Origin of the sequence: Citrobacter sp. Cf132, assembly GCF_030333885.1 — a bacterium.
Taxonomy (GTDB): domain Bacteria; phylum Pseudomonadota; class Gammaproteobacteria; order Enterobacterales; family Enterobacteriaceae; genus Citrobacter; species Citrobacter freundii.
The window spans coordinates 36,977-53,016 of sequence record NZ_JAOWFA010000055.1 but is presented as its reverse complement, the minus strand read 5'-3'; the positions used below and the strand labels follow the sequence as shown (position 1 = coordinate 53,016).

Genomic DNA, 16,040 nt, shown 5'->3' with positions numbered 1-16,040 from the left:
ACCTGATGCCGAGTTGTGCATCTGGTGACGTAAAACGCCAGGTTCTTAGGCCTTTAGAGGTTGTTATGCTATATATTTTTCGTGTCATCATTACTGTTATTTACTGCGTTCTGGTCTGTATCTTCGGGTGCATATACTGTCTGTTCAGCCCACGAAATCCTAAACACGTCGCCACGTTCGGCCACATGTTTGGCCGCCTGGCTCCCCTTTATGGCCTGAAGGTCGAATGCCGCATGCCGGCAGACGCGCAGAACTATGGTAATGCTATCTATATTTGTAACCATCAGAACAACTACGACATGGTTACCGCTGCGAATATCGTTCAGCCGCCGACGGTAACTGTGGGTAAAAAAAGCCTGCTGTGGATCCCGTTCTTTGGCCAACTGTACTGGTTAACCGGTAACCTGTTGATTGACAGAAATAACCGCGCAAAAGCACACAGCACCATTGCTGCCGTGGTGAATCATTTCAAAAAACGCCGCATTTCTATCTGGATGTTCCCGGAAGGGACGCGCAGCCGCGGTCGCGGTTTGTTGCCGTTTAAAACCGGTGCGTTTCATGCGGCGATTGCGGCAGGTGTCCCGGTTATTCCGGTGTGCGTTTCCACAACCTCGAACAAGATAAATTTAAACCGACTCAATAATGGTCTGGCGATTGTCGAGATGTTGCCGCCGGTGGATATTAGCCATTTTGGGAAAGATCAGGTTCGTGAACTGGCAGCGCATTGCCGCACGCTGATGGAACAAAAAATCGCAGAGCTCGATAAAGAAGTTGCTGAGCGGGAAGCCGCCGGTAAGGTTTAATCCGCGCAATTCGGGTTTTTACAGGAAATGACTTCCTGCGTGTTAATAGCCAGTTTTTTATGGAGTTTATATGTCATTCAGTCGGCGTCAGTTCATTCAGGCATCGGGGATCGCACTGTGTGCAGGTGCTGTTCCGCTGAAGGCTAATGCTGCCGGTCAGCAACAACCGTTACCTGTGCCTCCGCTGCTGGAATCCCGCCGGGGGCAGCCGCTATTTATGACGCTGCAACGTGCGCACTGGTCCTTTACACAAGGCACGCGCGCACCTGTCTGGGGAATTAACGGCCGCTACCTGGGACCGACAATTCGCGTCTGGAAAGGGGATGACGTCAAGCTTATCTACAGCAACCGTCTGACTGAGAATGTCTCGATGACCGTCGCCGGGTTACAGGTACCTGGCCCGCTGATGGGCGGCCCGGCGCGCATGATGTCCCCGAATGCTGACTGGGCGCCGGTGCTACCGATTCGCCAGAATGCCGCCACGTTGTGGTATCACGCCAATACGCCAAATCGTACTGCTCAGCAGGTCTATAACGGCCTTGCCGGGATGTGGCTGGTTGAAGATGAAGTGAGTAAATCACTGTCTATTCCCAACCACTATGGCGTGGATGATTTTCCGGTCATTATCCAGGACAAGCGGCTGGACAACTTTGGCACGCCGGAATACAGCGAGCCCGGCAGCGGTGGCTTTGTCGGTGATACGCTGCTGGTCAATGGGGCGCAAAGCCCGTATGTCGAAGTCTCCCGCGGCTGGGTGCGCTTGCGTTTACTGAACGCTTCAAACTCGCGTCGTTACCAGCTGCAAATGAGCGATGGCCGTGCACTGCATGTGATTTCCAGCGATCAGGGTTTTTTACCTGCACCCGTTTCGGTGAAGCAGCTCTCGCTGGCGCCTGGCGAGCGTCGTGAGATCCTGGTGGATATGACGAACGGTAATGAGGTCTCTATCACCTGTGGCGAGGCAGCCAGTATTGTCGACAGGATCCGCGGGTTCTTTGAGCCTTCCAGTATTCTCATCTCCACGCTGGTGCTGACTCTGCGTCCAACGGGGCTTCTGCCGCTGGTGACTGACAGCCTGCCAATGCGCCTGCTGCCAACGGAAATCCTCAGCGGTTCGCCGATTCGCAGCCGTGATATCAGCCTGGACGATGACCCTGGCATCAACGGTCAGCTGTGGGACGTCAATCGTATGGATATTACCGCTCAGCAGGGCTCCTGGGAGCGCTGGACGGTGCGGGCGGATATGCCCCAGTCCTTCCATATAGAAGGCGTCTCGTTCTTAATCCGTAATGTGAATGGCGCGATGCCGTTCCCTGAAGACAGAGGCTGGAAAGATACCGTCTGGGTTGACGGCCAGGTTGAATTACTGGTTTATTACGGACAGCCTTCCTGGGCCCATTTCCCGTTCTACTTTAATAGCCAGACGCTGGAAATGGCAGATCGCGGCTCAATCGGACAGATGTTGGTGAACCCGGCGCCGTAATGCGCCGGGATTTCCGTTATGCCCGCCAGAACATGCGCGAGAACAGGATCAGAATGGGGTAAATCTCCAGACGCCCCATGATCATGGCCGCGCACATCAGTAGCTTTGCTTCCTCATTTAAGGTGCCAAATGTCGTGGCGGTGACGCCAAATCCTAGCCCCATATTGTTGATGCAGGCGGCGACGGTGGCAAAAGAGGAGAAGAGATCGTAGCCCATCAGATTGAGCGCCCAGATAAAAAAGCTGGTGAACAAAACGTAGAGAAAGAAAAAGCTCCATACCGAACGCACCACCCGGTCGCTTACCACGCTATTGCCCACTTTAATGTTCAGCAGGGCACGGGGATGCGCGAGCTGGTGTAACTCCTGACGGCACTGCTTGAACATAATCAAAAAACGCAGCACCTTAATCCCCCCGCAGGTCGATCCCACACAACCGCCGAAGAAACTGGCGCTGAGCAGCATGAAGATCGTGTGCGAAGGCCACTGCGCGTAATCCGCCGTCGACAGGCCATTATCTGTCAGCATCGAACTGGCCAGAAAAAAAGCATGCACCAGGCTGTCCGTTAATCCGTACATGCCTGCCCGCCAAACTTGCCAGGTGGCGATCAGAGTGACAACCAACGCAATAAGCAAAAAGAAACGCAGTTCGGCATTACGACGAAAGGGTTTGAAGGTACGTTTCACGATAGCCACGTACCAGAGGGTGAAGTTAAACGCAGACAAAAGGGAAAACACCCCAGCGACCAGCTCGATCGCATGGCTGTTATAGAAGCCGATGCTTTCACTGCGAGTGGAAAATCCGCCGAGAGAAACCGTCGACAGCCCGTGGCATAAGGCATCGAAGAACGACATCCCGGCAGCCCAGTAGGCCAGGGTACAGATAAGACCCAGAATGACATAGGTCAGCCACAGCGTACGTGCAGTATCAGCAAGTCTTGGCGTGAGGCGTTCTTCTTTAAAAGGGCCCGGCATTTCAGACTGATACAGCTTCATGCCGCCGATACCCAAAAGCGGTAATACCGCCACGGCGAGGACAATAACACCCAGGCCACCAATAAAATTGAGCTGAGCCCGATAGTAGAGATACGACTTCGGCATGGCGCTGACGTCGCCAATTACCGTTGCGCCCGTGGTGGTAATCCCGGAAACCCCTTCAAACAGGGCATCCGCAAAGGAGAGGTTTAAGCCATCGTCCATCCACATCGGCATCGCGCTGATAAACGAAAACAACAGCCAGAACAGGACGATAATAACGAAACCATCCCGTGTTCGCAGTTGAATACCCGCATGTTTGGTTGCCAGCCACGCTCCGCCGCCGAGGGTGAAGAAAGTCATAAATGTGCTGAAAAAAGCGAACAAACTCCGCTCTTTGTTTAACAAAGCGATGGCCATCGGTGGCAGCATAGAAAAGCTGTAGAGAAGAACCAGAAACCCACACAGGTGAACAACAACCCGTAACTGGGAAATATGCAGTGAATCGTTGAGTCGCAATGAAAAATCCCCCGCCGAAAAAGAGTTATCTCAGCTGGCCGGCATGGTGTTAATTATGATTGATAAAAATGAGCGTCGTAAAATTTAACAATTTATATAACTTTCTACTGCCCTGGTTCAGACTCCACTTCATTTCTTGTCGACATACAGCGTATAATCCCCGGCCTTTGATTATTTTTTTACCATTTTTGGAAGCATTATGAGCGCAATATCCCTGATCCAGCCGGACAGAGACCTTTTCTCCTGGCCGCAGTACTGGGCTGCCTGTTTTGGCCCGGCACCGTTTTTGCCGATGTCACGCGACGAAATGGACCAACTTGGCTGGGATAGCTGCGACATCATTCTGGTTACCGGCGATGCATACGTCGATCATCCCAGCTTTGGCATGGCAATATGCGGCCGTATGCTGGAAGCGCAGGGCTTTCGTGTAGGGATTATCGCCCAGCCGGAGTGGAACAACAAAGACGATTTTATGCGTTTGGGTAAACCGAACCTGTTCTTTGGTGTGACCGCAGGCAACATGGACTCGATGATCAACCGTTACACCGCAGATCGCCGACTGCGCCATGACGATGCCTACACACCAGACAACGTAGCAGGTAAACGCCCGGACCGCGCCACGCTGGTCTATACCCAGCGTTGTAAAGAAGCATGGAAAGATGTGCCGGTTATTCTCGGCGGCATTGAGGCCAGCCTGCGCCGTACCGCGCACTATGACTACTGGTCTGATACCGTTCGTCGCTCTGTTCTGGTGGATTCCAAAGCCGACATGCTGATGTTCGGCAACGGCGAACGTCCGCTGGTGGAAGTGGCGCATCGTCTGGCGATGGGCGAAACCATCGATCAGATCCGCGACGTGCGTAACACCGCGATTATGGTTAAAGAAGCGCTGCCGGGCTGGAGTGGCGTGGATTCCACGCGTCTCGACACGCCGGGCAAGATTGATCCGATCCCGCATCCGTACGGCGAAGATCTGCCGTGTGCTGACAACAAACCGGTCGCACCGAAAAAGCAGGAAGCGAAAGCGGTAACCGTACAGCCGCCGCGTCCGAAACCGTGGGAAAAAACCTACGTGCTGCTGCCGTCCTTTGAAAAAGTGAAGGGCGATAAAGTGCTGTATGCGCATGCGTCGCGTATCCTGCACCACGAAACCAACCCTGGCTGCGCGCGTGCGCTGATGCAAAAGCACGGCGATCGCTACATCTGGATCAACCCGCCAGCTATTCCGCTGTCTACCGAAGAGATGGATAGCGTCTTTGCGCTGCCGTACAAGCGCGTGCCGCACCCGGCGTATGGCGACAGCCGCATTCCGGCCTATGAGATGATCCGTTTCTCGATCAACATTATGCGTGGCTGCTTTGGCGGCTGTTCGTTCTGTTCGATCACCGAGCACGAAGGCCGCATCATCCAGAGCCGCTCTGAAGATTCGATCATCAATGAAATCGAAGCCATTCGCGACACCGTTCCAGGTTTTACCGGCGTGATTTCCGACCTCGGCGGCCCAACGGCGAACATGTATATGCTGCGCTGTAAGTCACCGCGTGCGGAGCAGACCTGCCGTCGTCTGTCATGCGTCTATCCGGATATCTGTCCGCATATGGACACCAATCACGAACCGACGATTAATCTTTATCGCCGGGCGCGTGATTTGAAAGGCATTAAAAAGATCCTCATTGCTTCCGGTGTGCGCTATGACATCGCGGTTGAAGATCCGCGCTATATCAAAGAGCTGGCGACCCACCACGTTGGCGGCTATCTGAAGATTGCGCCAGAGCATACTGAAGAAGGCCCGCTGTCGAAGATGATGAAGCCGGGGATGGGCAGCTACGATCGCTTTAAGGAGTTGTTCGATACCTACTCTAAACAGGCGGGTAAAGAGCAGTACCTGATCCCGTACTTCATCTCCGCGCACCCGGGTACGCGTGACGAGGATATGGTGAATCTGGCGCTGTGGCTGAAACAACGTCGTTTCCGTCTGGATCAGGTGCAGAACTTTTATCCATCGCCGCTGGCGAACTCCACAACCATGTATTACACCGGGAAAAACCCGCTGGGTAAAATTGGTTATAAGAGTGAAGACGTGGTGGTGCCGAAAGGTGATAAGCAGCGCCGTTTGCATAAAGCCCTGTTGCGTTACCACGATCCAGCTAACTGGCCGTTAATCCGCCAGGCGCTGGAAGACATGGGTAAAAAGCATCTGATCGGCGGTCGTCGTGAATGTCTGGTTCCGGCGCCTACGCTGGAAGAGATGCGCGAAGCACGTCGCCAGAACCGTCATACCCGCCCGGCGTTGACCAAGCACACCCCGGTGGCGCACCAGCGCCAGACCCCTGCCGCAAACAAAAAACGCGGGAAAGTAGCGGGACGTTAATTTACTTTGCCCGGTGGTGAAATGCTTATCAGGCCTACGAGCAGCACAGTTTTGTAGGCCGGATAAGGTGCTTGCACCGCCATCCGGCAGAAGTGCTCAGTATTTATGCCTCACGAATTCTGGCCGCTAATGCGGCCAGTTTTGCATCATCCGCCCGTTCATGATCGTGTGATGACAGATACCCTTCATATTGCTCGAAAAATTTGGTCTGCCGCGACTCAATCGGTTTCCAGTGAGTTAGATCGCCAGTGCCGTGCATGGGGCTTAATTTGCTGTGCACATGGTCTACGCCGAAACCTTCGAAGAACATCCCCGTACGACTGACATCCGGGAAAGCCTTATCCAGTTTCTTAGCCACTTTTTGGGTTGCCATCATCAGGTCAGCCAACGCCTGCGGCGGCATATCGAAGGCATAGCTGGGGTAATGCTTTTTCGGGATCACCACGGTAAAACCGTCGGTGTTCGGGAAAATCGACAGAAAAGCCAGATGGTGCTCGTCTTCCCAGACCTTATGGCAGGGGGCTTTACCTTCAACAATTTGACAGAAAATACAGGTCATTCCTTTTCTCCGCAGGTAAGGTGATTCGTCAGGGCGCAGTTAGTTTAGTACAGACCCAACACCTTCCACCACATCAGACCTACGGTGATAAACACCGCCTGGTTAAACAAGCTAATGATAAATCCTGTGCGCCACCAGACGCCCGTTGGAACGTACCCGGCACCAAACAGGATTGGACCGCGAGCGTGGGTGTACTGGGTGAGCGAGCAGTACAAACTGCTGGTGAAGGCCAGCATTAACGCCGTGGGGGCTGCGGGGATATTCAGATGCAGTCCGACGCCGAGGAAAACGGCGTACAGCGCGGCAATCTGTGCATTACCGCTGGCAAAAAAGTAGTGGGTATAGAAGTAGGCGGCATTCAGCAGCAACAGGACGATCACCCAACTGGTACCGTGCATAGTACTGCTCAGACTATCGCCGATCAGATTGCCAAACCAGGTAGTGAAACCTAGTTTTTTCAGCTGGTTCGCCATCATCAGCAGCGCGGCAAACCAAATCAGCGTGTCCCATGCACCTTTCTCGCTTTTCACATCTTCCCAGCTCAGAACGCCGCTTAGCAATAAAATGGACAGTCCCACGAACGAGGCAGTAGTGGCGTCGACGCCTAACGTATCGCCAAAAATCCACAGTACCAGCAGTACGCCGACGGTAACCAGCATCAGCCATTCGCCGCGAGACATACTGCCCATTTCCGCCAGCTCTTTGCGCGCCAGGTTCGGGGCATCCGGCGTGTGCTTTATTTCCGGGCGCACGATCCAGTAGACCAGCAGTGGAACCAGCAGTAAGGACACAAGGCATGGCAGCAGCGCCGCCATAAACCAGCTGCCCCAGGTCAGCGTGACGCCCGCATTGGCCGCCAACTTCACCGCCAACAAGTTGCCGGTATAGCCGGTCATAAAGAGCGCGGCGGTGACGTCGTTGACGTTGCCAATGCAGGTGATAAGAAAGGTACCGATTTTACTGCGGGACTCATCTTCCGGGTTCGAATGGAAACTGCGTGCCAGAGAGTCGGCAATCGGATAGATGACACCGCCGCAGCGTGCCGTATTACTCGGCATTGCCGGGGAGAGGATCAGATCAGCAAAGGCCAGACCGTAGGCGAGTCCGAGTGTGCGCTTGCCAAGCAGACGGATCATCTGCAGCGCAATGCGTCGTCCGAGGCCAGTTTTGATAAACCCACGGGCAATCATAAAAGCCACGACGATAAGCCAGATAAGCGAACTGTTCAGCTCGCTTAGCGCCGTGGTGATAGCGCCGCTGGCGGTTTTATCCCCGGCCGCATAGGCGAGTGCAAAAACCGTAATCCCAATAATGCCGACCGCGCCGATGGGTAAAACTTTTGCCACGATAGAAGCAATCGTCGCAACGAAGATAATTGCTGAATGCCAGGCTGGCGCACTTAACCCGGATGGAGGGGGAAGTTGCCACAGCCCGGCAGAAATGAATGTTATAAGAATTAATGGGAGCCATTTGACTCCGCTACCTTTTTTCTCAGTCACGGTTACGCACCTATGGATATGGTGAATATATTCATCAAATAAATATATTTATATGATAATTAACAGGTTATGTTGCGCAATGCTGCTCCAGTGACTGCAAGAAATACAACAATATATGTGCGTGAATTGTTTCCTGATATTTCAAATCAGTAAAGGCCCGACGAGAGTGTCGGGCTGGAGGGAAGGGGTTAACCGCCGAACTGGTCCGGGTCTGGCCCCAGACGCTTGCCCTGATCGAGTTTCGCGATTTCGCCTAATTCATCTTTATCCAGGCGGAAGTCCCAGACGTTAAAGTTTTCTGCGATACGCGCAGGGGTGACCGATTTCGGAATCACCACCAGGCCGCTATCCAGATGCCAGCGGATGACAATCTGCGCCGGTGATTTGCCATATTTCTCTGCGAGGTCACGGATTATCTTTTGATCGAAGACGTCTTTGCCGCCCTGCGCCAGCGGGCTCCAGGATTCGGTCTGGATTTTATGTGTGGCGTTCCAGGCGTGCAGCTGGCGCTGCTGCATGAGCGGGTGAAGTTCTATCTGATTAATCACCGGAGGTACGCCGGTTTCATCCATCAGTCGCTGGAGATGGTTGATCTGAAAGTTGCACACGCCGATGCTCTTAATCAGCCCTTCTTTTTGCAGGTCGATCATGTTTTCCCACGCTTCAACGTAGTGGTCGATCGCCGGAACTGGCCAGTGCATCAGGTACAGATTGAGGTAATCAAGCTGGAGTTTCTCCATGCTTTCGAGCAAGGCTTCCCGGGGGCGTTTCTGGTCATCATTCCATAGCTTGGTGGTAATGAATAACTCTTCCCGTGGCACGCCTGCGTCACGTATTGCTTTGCCGACACCTTCTTCGTTTTTGTACGCTGCCGCGGTATCAATTGAGCGATACCCCACTTCCAGCGCTTTATGAATGGCAGTGATGACTTCTTCGTTGCTTGCCTTCCAGACCCCCAGGCCCAGTTGCGGCATGACGTTACCATCCTGTAGTTTGATAATGGTTGGAGTGGTCATAATTCCTCCCCTTAATGACTGTCACCGGAACATATTCCGGTGACATAGGTGTGACTTAAGTCTGGTATAAATACCCAAAAACGAAAGGCGGAGGTTAAAAAACCTTAGCGGGCAGCTTCGTAAATCCGACGGCTGACCTCAAGCGTAATGTCCTGATGTTCGCCCAGTTTCGTACCGCCATGCGCTTGCAGTTTTTCCAGCAGCGCCGGGATGGAGCTACCGTCCAGACCGTAGTCAGACAGGCGAGTCGGTACGCCCATTTGTTCGAAGAAAGCGCGGGTTGCGGCAATGGCGGCGTCGATGCGCTGGTCATCGCTTCCTTCGGTGATATTCCAGATACGCTCTGCGTATTGCAGCAGTTTGGCACGCTTGGTATCACGTTTTTCATTCCACAGCGCTGGCAGAACGATGGCCAGCGTTTGAGCATGATCCAGACCGTGCATTGCAGTCAGTTCATGACCCAGCATATGCGTTGCCCAGTCCTGCGGTACCCCTGCGCCAATCAGACCGTTCAGCGCTTGGGTTGCCGCCCACATGACGTTCGCACGCACGTTGTAGTTTTCCGGTTCCTGCAAGGCTTTCGGACCTTCTTCTACCAGTGTGAGCAGAATGCCTTCGGCAAAGCGATCCTGAATTTTCCCGTCGACCGGATAAGTCACATACTGCTCAACGGTATGAACGAACGCATCCACGACGCCGTTTGCAACCTGACGTGGCGGCAGGGTGTAGGTGTAAACCGGATCCAGTACGGCAAAAACCGGCTGCACAAATGGGGTCATAAAGGCCAGTTTATCGCCGGTGGTTTTACGCGAAATTACCGCGCCGGAGTTAGATTCAGAGCCGGTTGCAGGCAGGGTTAATACGGAGCCCATCGGGATGGCGCTTGTTACGTCGTTGCCGTGGGTTTCCAGAATGCGCCATGGATCGATGCCGTCAGCGTACTGTGCAGCAGCCGCGATGAATTTGGTGCCGTCCAGCACGGAACCGCCGCCTACTGCCAGCAGAAACGTCACTTTCTCATCACGCACGATTTTTACCGCGTTCATCAGCGTTTCATAAGACGGATTTGGCTCGATACCGCCAAACTCCAGCACGTCCAGGCCTTTCAGCGCGTCCTGAACCTGTGCCAGGACACCTGTTTTTTTCACGCTGCCGCCGCCGTAAGTAACCAGCACGCGAGCGTCCTGAGGAATTTGATCGCGCAGCTCAGCAATCGCGCCTTTACCAAACAAAATACGTGTTGGGGTATGGAGATTAAAGTTGTTCATTGCTCGTTCCCTTTGGTGGGTAATAAAAGAGTGCAGGAGAGTGTCTGCCGGATGATGAACATTGTGGTCGCCCGCCGCGCTGCTCTCAATGCTCATTTCTGCCGATGTCTTGCCCATTTCTACAGACTGCTGGAGAAAACGGATAAATCTGCGCATTATGTCAGGGTCGAAAAACGATAATGAAATGGTGCCCCATGAACCGTGATGAGATCTGCCTTCTGCTGACAGATAAAATTAAGCATCTGAAAAACAATGAAAATAAACTTAACGAACTGCTGCCAGATGTCCGCCTGCTACACGGTACGGAGCCGGCGGCGCGTACACCAGTCATGTATCAGCCAGGCATCATATTTCTCTTTTCGGGACATAAAATTGGTTACATTAATGAGCGCGTATTTCGCTATGACGCCAACGAATACCTGCTGCTAACCGTACCTTTACCCTTCGAATGTGAAACGTATGCGACGCCGGAGGTTCCTCTGGCCGGTATTTACCTGAATGTCGATATCCTGCAATTGCAGGAGCTGTTGATGGACATTGGGGAAGACGAGCTGTTCCAGCCGGCTATGGCTGCCAGTGGGATTAACTCTGCGACGCTCTCAGACGAAATTCTCTGTGCTGCTGAGCGCCTGCTGGATGTGATGGAGCGACCGCTGGATGCGCGTATTCTGGGGAAACAGATCATTCGCGAAATCCTCTACCATGTGCTGACCGGGCCGCGCGGTGGCGCGTTACTTGCGCTGGTAAGTCGCCAGACGCATTTCAGTTTGATAAGCCGGGTACTCAAGCGGATTGAAACCAAATACACCGAAAACCTCAATGTAGAACAGTTGGCGGCAGAGGCGAACATGAGCGTATCGGCGTTTCATCATAATTTTAAAGCGGTGACCAGTACCTCGCCGCTGCAATATCTGAAGAGCTATCGCCTGCATAAAGCACGGATGATGATGATCCACGATGGAATGAAGGCCAGTGCGGCAGCAATGCGCGTCGGCTATGAGAGCGCATCGCAATTCAGTCGGGAGTTCAAACGTTTCTTTGGCGTAACGCCGGGGGAAGATGCGGCAAGAATTCGTATGATGCAGGGGAGTTGATTTCTTGTCGGCTTTAAAGCTGCGCGCCATCAATGAAATGCCGGAGTGACTCCGGCATACGGCTAATACTCAGGCGCTACAGTATTTTTTTTTAATCACCACGAACAACGTTCCCAACAGACCTGCGGTTAACAGAGCAATCGGCAGGATCATTAAAAAGGTCATCACCTGATCTTCATGACGTTTGACGAACGGGATCATACTCAGCGCATAGCCGAAGCTGGTGACGACGGTGACCCACAGCAGTCCGCTCAGCCAGTTAAAAAACTGGAACCGACGGTTAGGAAGCCCTGAAATGCCCGCCATCGTTGGCAGCAAGGTACGGACGAACGCCAGGAAACGCCCGGCAAGCAGCGCCATCAACCCGTGTTGGTCAAACATGCAGGTAGCGCGTTGATGGTATTTTTCAGGTAATTGCGCCAGCCAGCCTTTCACCGTGCGCGTGTTGCCCAGCCAGCGTCCCTGAATGTAGCTCAGCCAGCAACCCAGACTGGCGGCGGCAGTCAGAATAGCTATGGTAGGTAAAAAACTCATCACGTCCTGAGCGATCAGCGCCCCTGCCAGCAATAACAGGCTGTCTCCGGGTAAAAAGGAGGCGGGCAGCAGGCCATTTTCTAAAAACAGTGTGGCGAACATGACGAAGTACACCACGCTCACAACGTGTGGATCCGCCAGTGCGGCAAAATCGTGTTGCCAGAGCGCGGAGACAATATCTTGAATGACTACCATGGACTTTCCTGTGGAACAGCGTTTATGTGTGGATTGTACTCCTGAATTGTCCGGGATGCCTTGATCCCGGACGCAACAATTGCAGACTTTTCCACCAGAAGTGTCTGCATATATGTCCATCTGTGGCAATTTTACTCGATTCGGGAAAATCCTGCGGCCAAATCGGCAATCAGATCGTCAACATTCTCTAAACCGATATGCAAACGGATGAGCGTTCCGCTGAAGTCCACCTCGCCTTGCGGACGGATTGCCGCAATGTGTTCCGGCTGGTTGGCGAGAATCAGCGACTCAAAACCGCCCCAAGAGTAGGCCATGCTGAACAGGCTGAAGTGATCCAGATACGCGGCCAGCTCCTCATTATTGAGTTTCTTATTCAATACAAAGGAGAACAGGCCGCTGCTGCCGGTGAAATCACGCTTCCAGAATTCATGTCCTTTACTGCCGGGCAGTGCCGGGTGGTTCACGCGGGCGACCTGCGGATGGCTGGCCAGCCACTCGGCGACCTTTAAGCTGCTTTCATGGTGCTGACGCAGGCGTACACTCAGCGTACGCAGCCCACGGCTGGTCATATAGGCGGTATCGGCGTCCAGCATTTGCCCCATTAGATACGCATTTTCGCGAAGTTGATCCCAGCAGCGGGCGTTAGAGACCGCCGTGCCGACCATGCCGTCGGAATGGCCAATCAGATATTTGGTGCCTGCCTGAATAGAAATATCGATACCAAAATCCAGCGCTTTGAACAGCACTCCGGCAGCCCAGGTGTTATCAATCATGATGATTGCGTCAGGTGCTACGCTTCTGACGGCGGCAACAATAGCCGGAACATCATGCACTTCCATGGTGACAGAGCCAGGCGACTCCAGAAATACGACTTTGGTGTTCGGCTGCATGTGCTTCACAATATCGGCGCCAATCAGCGGATCGAACCAGCCGGTGGACACGCCAAGCTTGCCGAGAATTTTGGTGCAGAAATCCTGACTGGGTTCATAGGCGGTATTGGTCATCAGCACATGATCGCCTTGCTCCACAAAAGCGAGGATGGTGTTGGCAACGGCAGCCGCACCGCAAGGGAACAAGGCGCAACCCGCGCCGCCTTCCAGTTCGCACATCGCTTCCTGCAGAGAGAAATGCGTCAGGGTTCCGCGACGTCCATAGAAAAGCGCACCGTTGGCACGGTTGTGTGTGGCCTGCTTTTTGGCCTCCACGGTGTCAAACACCAGCGAAGAAGCGCGCTGGATCACGCTATTTACCGAGCCCAGCGTGTATTTTTTACTGCGTCCTGCGTGAACGAGCTTGGTTTCAAGTTGCTTATCTGCCATGTTGTCTTACCTGTTTTTATACGTCTGGATGTCTAAACTACCATGAATCAAAGATGACGCATCCTGCAGAACGGTTATACAGTAGAAAATAATCTCAAAATGCTTCTGGTGACTTTTTTACTGCGTAAGCGCAAGGAAAAGAAACCAAAGGTGCGGCAATATGTAAATAGTAATGAGAACGACTATCAATTCGACGTCGTTTTGATATCATTACGCTCAGATTTTGTGATTTGCGTCCTGGAGATACAGAGTGGGTAATAATTTGATGCAGACGGATCTTTCCGTCTGGGGTATGTATCAGCACGCCGATATCGTGGTTAAGTGCGTGATGATTGGGCTGATTTTGGCGTCAGTGGTCACCTGGGCTATCTTCTTTAGTAAGAGCCTTGAGTTCTTTACTCAGAAACGCCGCCTTAAGCGTGAACAGCAACTGCTGGCGGAAGCCCGCTCTTTAGATCAGGCAAGTGAGATTGCCGCAGGATTCGATGGCAAAAGCCTGGGCGCACAGTTGATTAACGAAGCGCAAAACGAGCTGGAACTGTCAGAAGGCAGTGACGATAACGAAGGCATTAAAGAGCGTACCGGCTTTCGTCTGGAGCGTCGTGTGGCGGCGGTAGGTCGTCATATGGGACGTGGTAACGGATACCTGGCCACCATCGGGGCTATCTCTCCATTCGTCGGTCTGTTCGGTACCGTATGGGGCATCATGAATAGCTTCATCGGGATTGCACAAACTCAAACGACCAACCTGGCCGTTGTTGCGCCGGGTATCGCAGAAGCGCTGTTAGCGACCGCAATTGGTCTGGTCGCAGCAATTCCAGCGGTTGTTATCTACAACATTTTCGCACGTCAGATTGGCAGCTATAAAGCGATGCTGGGTGACGTCGCGGCACAGGTGCTGTTACTGCAAAGTCGCGATCTGGACCTGAACGCAAGCGCATCCGCGCATCCGGTACGTGCAGCGCAGAAATTACGTGTAGGATAATGTTCCATGGCAATGAGCTTTAATGAAAACCTGGACGATAACGGTGAAATGCATGAAATCAACGTGACGCCGTTTATCGACGTTATGTTGGTTTTATTGATCATTTTTATGGTGGCCGCACCGTTGGCAACGGTGGATGTGAAAGTGAATCTTCCTGCCTCCACTAGCACGCCGCAGCCGCGTCCGGAAAAACCGGTTTACCTATCTGTTAAAGCCGATAAAAGTATGTTTATTGGCAACAATCAGGTGACGGATGACACCATGATTAGCGAGTTAAATGCACTGACAGATGGGAAGAAAGACACCACCATTTTCTTCCGGGCAGATAAAACCGTTGATTATGAAACCATGATGAAGGTTATGGATACGCTGCATCAGGCGGGCTTCCTGAAGATTGGTCTGGTTGGCGAAGAGACTGTGAAAGCGAAGTAATCCTCCTCATTGCCGGGTAATGGTTGTCGCCTTACCCGGCGTGCCTCTCCTGATTCAACTCCCTCGCATACCTGTTCTTATCTGTTCTCGTCTAACGCGACCGTGGTTGTCCTGGTGGGTTCGTAGTTCCCTTCAGACAGCTTTCGTGTCAGGCGTAAGGTGGCTGTTTCCCGCGCGAGTATATGCTGGTAGGTGCTTTCCAGTCGGGCCATGATTTTGTCCCGCAGTTCTGGTTGTTGCTCCATAATGGCTTCGATCGCGGCACCGTAGATCTCTTCTTTAGCCTGTAGCGTGTAAATTTCACGCCGATTTTGCCATTTCATCCGCACCAGCGCAGCGGGAATAGAGACTATCTCCTGAGCAACGCTTTCCAGCGTCGCGTTTTTATTGGCAATCAACACGGCTAAATTTTGCTTTAAGACAAACTCATCGCTTTTATGGTTATCTAAAGCCAAATAAACATTGTTATCCTCAACATCTTTCATTCTATTTCTCTTCCAGAGAATAAAAAATAGGGTCGCTGGTTTCACGCGTAATTAAATTAAGCCAAATTTTGTTGCCCTGTTCATTTATGATGGCTGTTTTTTGAGTCAAAATTTTACTTAATTCTTGTGCGTTAATATCGCCTTCTGCTTGTAGTGAATTGAGCAGGCGAGAGAATGACTCAATTTTTGCTGCACGAAACAGACGCTCTTTTAAATGACGATCGCACTCTTCAAATAGCATATTTCGTGACTGACCGGTAGCTGTTGAGCTAATCAAAATATCGGATTCGTAATCGCTTAATGTTCTCTTTCCCTGAGTCAAATTTTCACTATTATCTACGGGATTGGTATTGGTAGCGGGGCTGGATAAGTGAAAGTGCGAGGGAACAAGATGCTCGGGAAGCATGTTGAAATATCCTTTGATGCCAATGATATGTTGTTTTAAATAAACCAGGCCGCGTTGACAATAGCATGGCGTAATTTTAAAATCAAAAAAAATGGAGCC

At 52.4% G+C, this 16,040-nt stretch carries 15 protein-coding genes; 6 read left to right on the top strand and 9 right to left on the bottom strand.

Going from position 1 to position 16,040, the window contains the following annotated elements; genetic code table 11:
- Positions 1 to 65: 65 nt before the first annotated feature.
- Both plsC and ftsP read left to right on the top strand, forming a co-directional pair.
- Entirely contained in the window at positions 66 to 803 is a 738-nt protein-coding gene (gene plsC, locus OGV85_RS12665; protein WP_060854968.1) for a 1-acylglycerol-3-phosphate O-acyltransferase, read from the top strand.
- 70 nt (positions 804 to 873) lie between these two features.
- The gene (gene ftsP / locus OGV85_RS12660) at positions 874 to 2,286 is read left to right on the top strand and encodes a cell division protein FtsP (protein ID WP_003024538.1); all 1,413 of its coding nucleotides are present in this window, start codon (positions 874 to 876) and stop codon (positions 2,284 to 2,286) included.
- A gap of 16 nt (positions 2,287 to 2,302) precedes the next feature.
- Here the strand turns inward: ftsP and OGV85_RS12655 are convergent, their stop codons facing one another.
- Positions 2,303 to 3,778, bottom strand: coding sequence for a TrkH family potassium uptake protein (locus OGV85_RS12655; RefSeq protein WP_003024535.1), 1,476 nt, complete (start codon positions 3,776 to 3,778; stop codon positions 2,303 to 2,305).
- A gap of 199 nt (positions 3,779 to 3,977) precedes the next feature.
- On the opposite strand from OGV85_RS12655, the gene OGV85_RS12650 reads away from it, so the two are divergent.
- Positions 3,978 to 6,149 (top strand): YgiQ family radical SAM protein, encoded by a 2,172-nt coding sequence (locus tag OGV85_RS12650; RefSeq protein ID WP_003024532.1) that lies wholly within the window; start codon positions 3,978 to 3,980, stop codon positions 6,147 to 6,149.
- A gap of 103 nt (positions 6,150 to 6,252) precedes the next feature.
- On the opposite strand, the gene OGV85_RS12645 is transcribed toward OGV85_RS12650, so the two are convergent.
- The 4 genes from OGV85_RS12645 to yqhD all read right to left on the bottom strand — a co-directional run bounded on the left by OGV85_RS12645 (position 6,253) and on the right by yqhD (position 10,491).
- Positions 6,253 to 6,708, bottom strand: coding sequence for an HIT family protein (locus tag OGV85_RS12645; protein ID WP_003024529.1), 456 nt, complete (start codon positions 6,706 to 6,708; stop codon positions 6,253 to 6,255).
- Positions 6,709 to 6,752: 44 nt separating this feature from the next.
- Entirely contained in the window at positions 6,753 to 8,207 is a 1,455-nt protein-coding gene (locus OGV85_RS12640) for a DASS family sodium-coupled anion symporter (RefSeq protein WP_003024523.1), read from the bottom strand.
- A gap of 188 nt (positions 8,208 to 8,395) precedes the next feature.
- A complete protein-coding gene (gene dkgA, locus OGV85_RS12635) occupies positions 8,396 to 9,223 on the bottom strand; it encodes a 2,5-didehydrogluconate reductase DkgA (protein ID WP_032950116.1) in 828 nt (275 codons plus the stop codon).
- 104 nt (positions 9,224 to 9,327) lie between these two features.
- Complete coding sequence (gene yqhD, locus OGV85_RS12630; RefSeq protein ID WP_003838168.1) at positions 9,328 to 10,491, bottom strand: alcohol dehydrogenase; 1,164 nt, start codon at positions 10,489 to 10,491, stop codon at positions 9,328 to 9,330.
- A gap of 194 nt (positions 10,492 to 10,685) precedes the next feature.
- Between yqhD and OGV85_RS12625 the strand changes: the two genes are divergently transcribed.
- The gene (locus OGV85_RS12625; RefSeq protein ID WP_003024513.1) at positions 10,686 to 11,585 is read left to right on the top strand and encodes an AraC family transcriptional regulator; all 900 of its coding nucleotides are present in this window, start codon (positions 10,686 to 10,688) and stop codon (positions 11,583 to 11,585) included.
- A gap of 69 nt (positions 11,586 to 11,654) precedes the next feature.
- Here the strand turns inward: OGV85_RS12625 and yghB are convergent, their stop codons facing one another.
- Complete coding sequence (gene yghB, locus OGV85_RS12620; RefSeq protein WP_003024510.1) at positions 11,655 to 12,314, bottom strand: DedA family general envelope maintenance protein YghB; 660 nt, start codon at positions 12,312 to 12,314, stop codon at positions 11,655 to 11,657.
- 131 nt (positions 12,315 to 12,445) lie between these two features.
- Positions 12,446 to 13,633 carry a cystathionine beta-lyase gene (gene metC / locus OGV85_RS12615; RefSeq protein WP_032950113.1) on the bottom strand — a complete coding sequence of 396 codons (1,188 nt, stop codon included), beginning with the start codon at positions 13,631 to 13,633 and terminating at the stop codon, positions 12,446 to 12,448.
- A gap of 250 nt (positions 13,634 to 13,883) precedes the next feature.
- On the opposite strand from metC, the gene exbB reads away from it, so the two are divergent.
- Positions 13,884 to 14,618, top strand: a complete 735-nt coding sequence (gene exbB / locus OGV85_RS12610; RefSeq protein WP_003024507.1) for a tol-pal system-associated acyl-CoA thioesterase — start codon at positions 13,884 to 13,886, stop codon at positions 14,616 to 14,618.
- A gap of 6 nt (positions 14,619 to 14,624) precedes the next feature.
- Positions 14,625 to 15,050, top strand: a complete 426-nt coding sequence (gene exbD, locus OGV85_RS12605; protein WP_003024505.1) for a TonB system transport protein ExbD — start codon at positions 14,625 to 14,627, stop codon at positions 15,048 to 15,050.
- Between the two features lie 77 nt (positions 15,051 to 15,127).
- On the opposite strand, the gene OGV85_RS12600 is transcribed toward exbD, so the two are convergent.
- Together OGV85_RS12600 and OGV85_RS12595 are read right to left on the bottom strand one after the other, a co-directional pair.
- Positions 15,128 to 15,535 (bottom strand): hypothetical protein, encoded by a 408-nt coding sequence (locus OGV85_RS12600; RefSeq protein ID WP_003024504.1) that lies wholly within the window; start codon positions 15,533 to 15,535, stop codon positions 15,128 to 15,130.
- A gap of 1 nt (position 15,536) precedes the next feature.
- Positions 15,537 to 15,941: a hypothetical protein gene (locus tag OGV85_RS12595; protein WP_003024501.1), complete on the bottom strand. Its 405-nt coding sequence runs from the start codon at positions 15,939 to 15,941 to the stop codon at positions 15,537 to 15,539.
- Positions 15,942 to 16,040: the final 99 nt, after the last annotated feature.

Excerpts from the sequence above, each read along its gene's own strand:
- yqhD (WP_003838168.1), bottom strand. The coding sequence starts at position 10,491 with ATGAACAACTTTAATCTCCATACCCCAACACGTATTTTGTTTGGTAAA.
- OGV85_RS12600 (WP_003024504.1), bottom strand. The coding sequence starts at position 15,535 with ATGAAAGATGTTGAGGATAACAATGTTTATTTGGCTTTAGATAACCAT.
- OGV85_RS12650 (WP_003024532.1), top strand. The coding sequence starts at position 3,978 with ATGAGCGCAATATCCCTGATCCAGCCGGACAGAGACCTTTTCTCCTGG.
- ftsP (WP_003024538.1), top strand. The coding sequence starts at position 874 with ATGTCATTCAGTCGGCGTCAGTTCATTCAGGCATCGGGGATCGCACTG.
- exbD (WP_003024505.1), top strand. The coding sequence starts at position 14,625 with ATGGCAATGAGCTTTAATGAAAACCTGGACGATAACGGTGAAATGCAT.
- dkgA (WP_032950116.1), bottom strand. The coding sequence starts at position 9,223 with ATGACCACTCCAACCATTATCAAACTACAGGATGGTAACGTCATGCCG.
- OGV85_RS12625 (WP_003024513.1), top strand. The coding sequence starts at position 10,686 with ATGAACCGTGATGAGATCTGCCTTCTGCTGACAGATAAAATTAAGCAT.
- OGV85_RS12595 (WP_003024501.1), bottom strand. The coding sequence starts at position 15,941 with ATGCTTCCCGAGCATCTTGTTCCCTCGCACTTTCACTTATCCAGCCCC.
- OGV85_RS12645 (WP_003024529.1), bottom strand. The coding sequence starts at position 6,708 with ATGACCTGTATTTTCTGTCAAATTGTTGAAGGTAAAGCCCCCTGCCAT.
- plsC (WP_060854968.1), top strand. The coding sequence starts at position 66 with ATGCTATATATTTTTCGTGTCATCATTACTGTTATTTACTGCGTTCTG.
- yghB (WP_003024510.1), bottom strand. The coding sequence starts at position 12,314 with ATGGTAGTCATTCAAGATATTGTCTCCGCGCTCTGGCAACACGATTTT.
- metC (WP_032950113.1), bottom strand. The coding sequence starts at position 13,633 with ATGGCAGATAAGCAACTTGAAACCAAGCTCGTTCACGCAGGACGCAGT.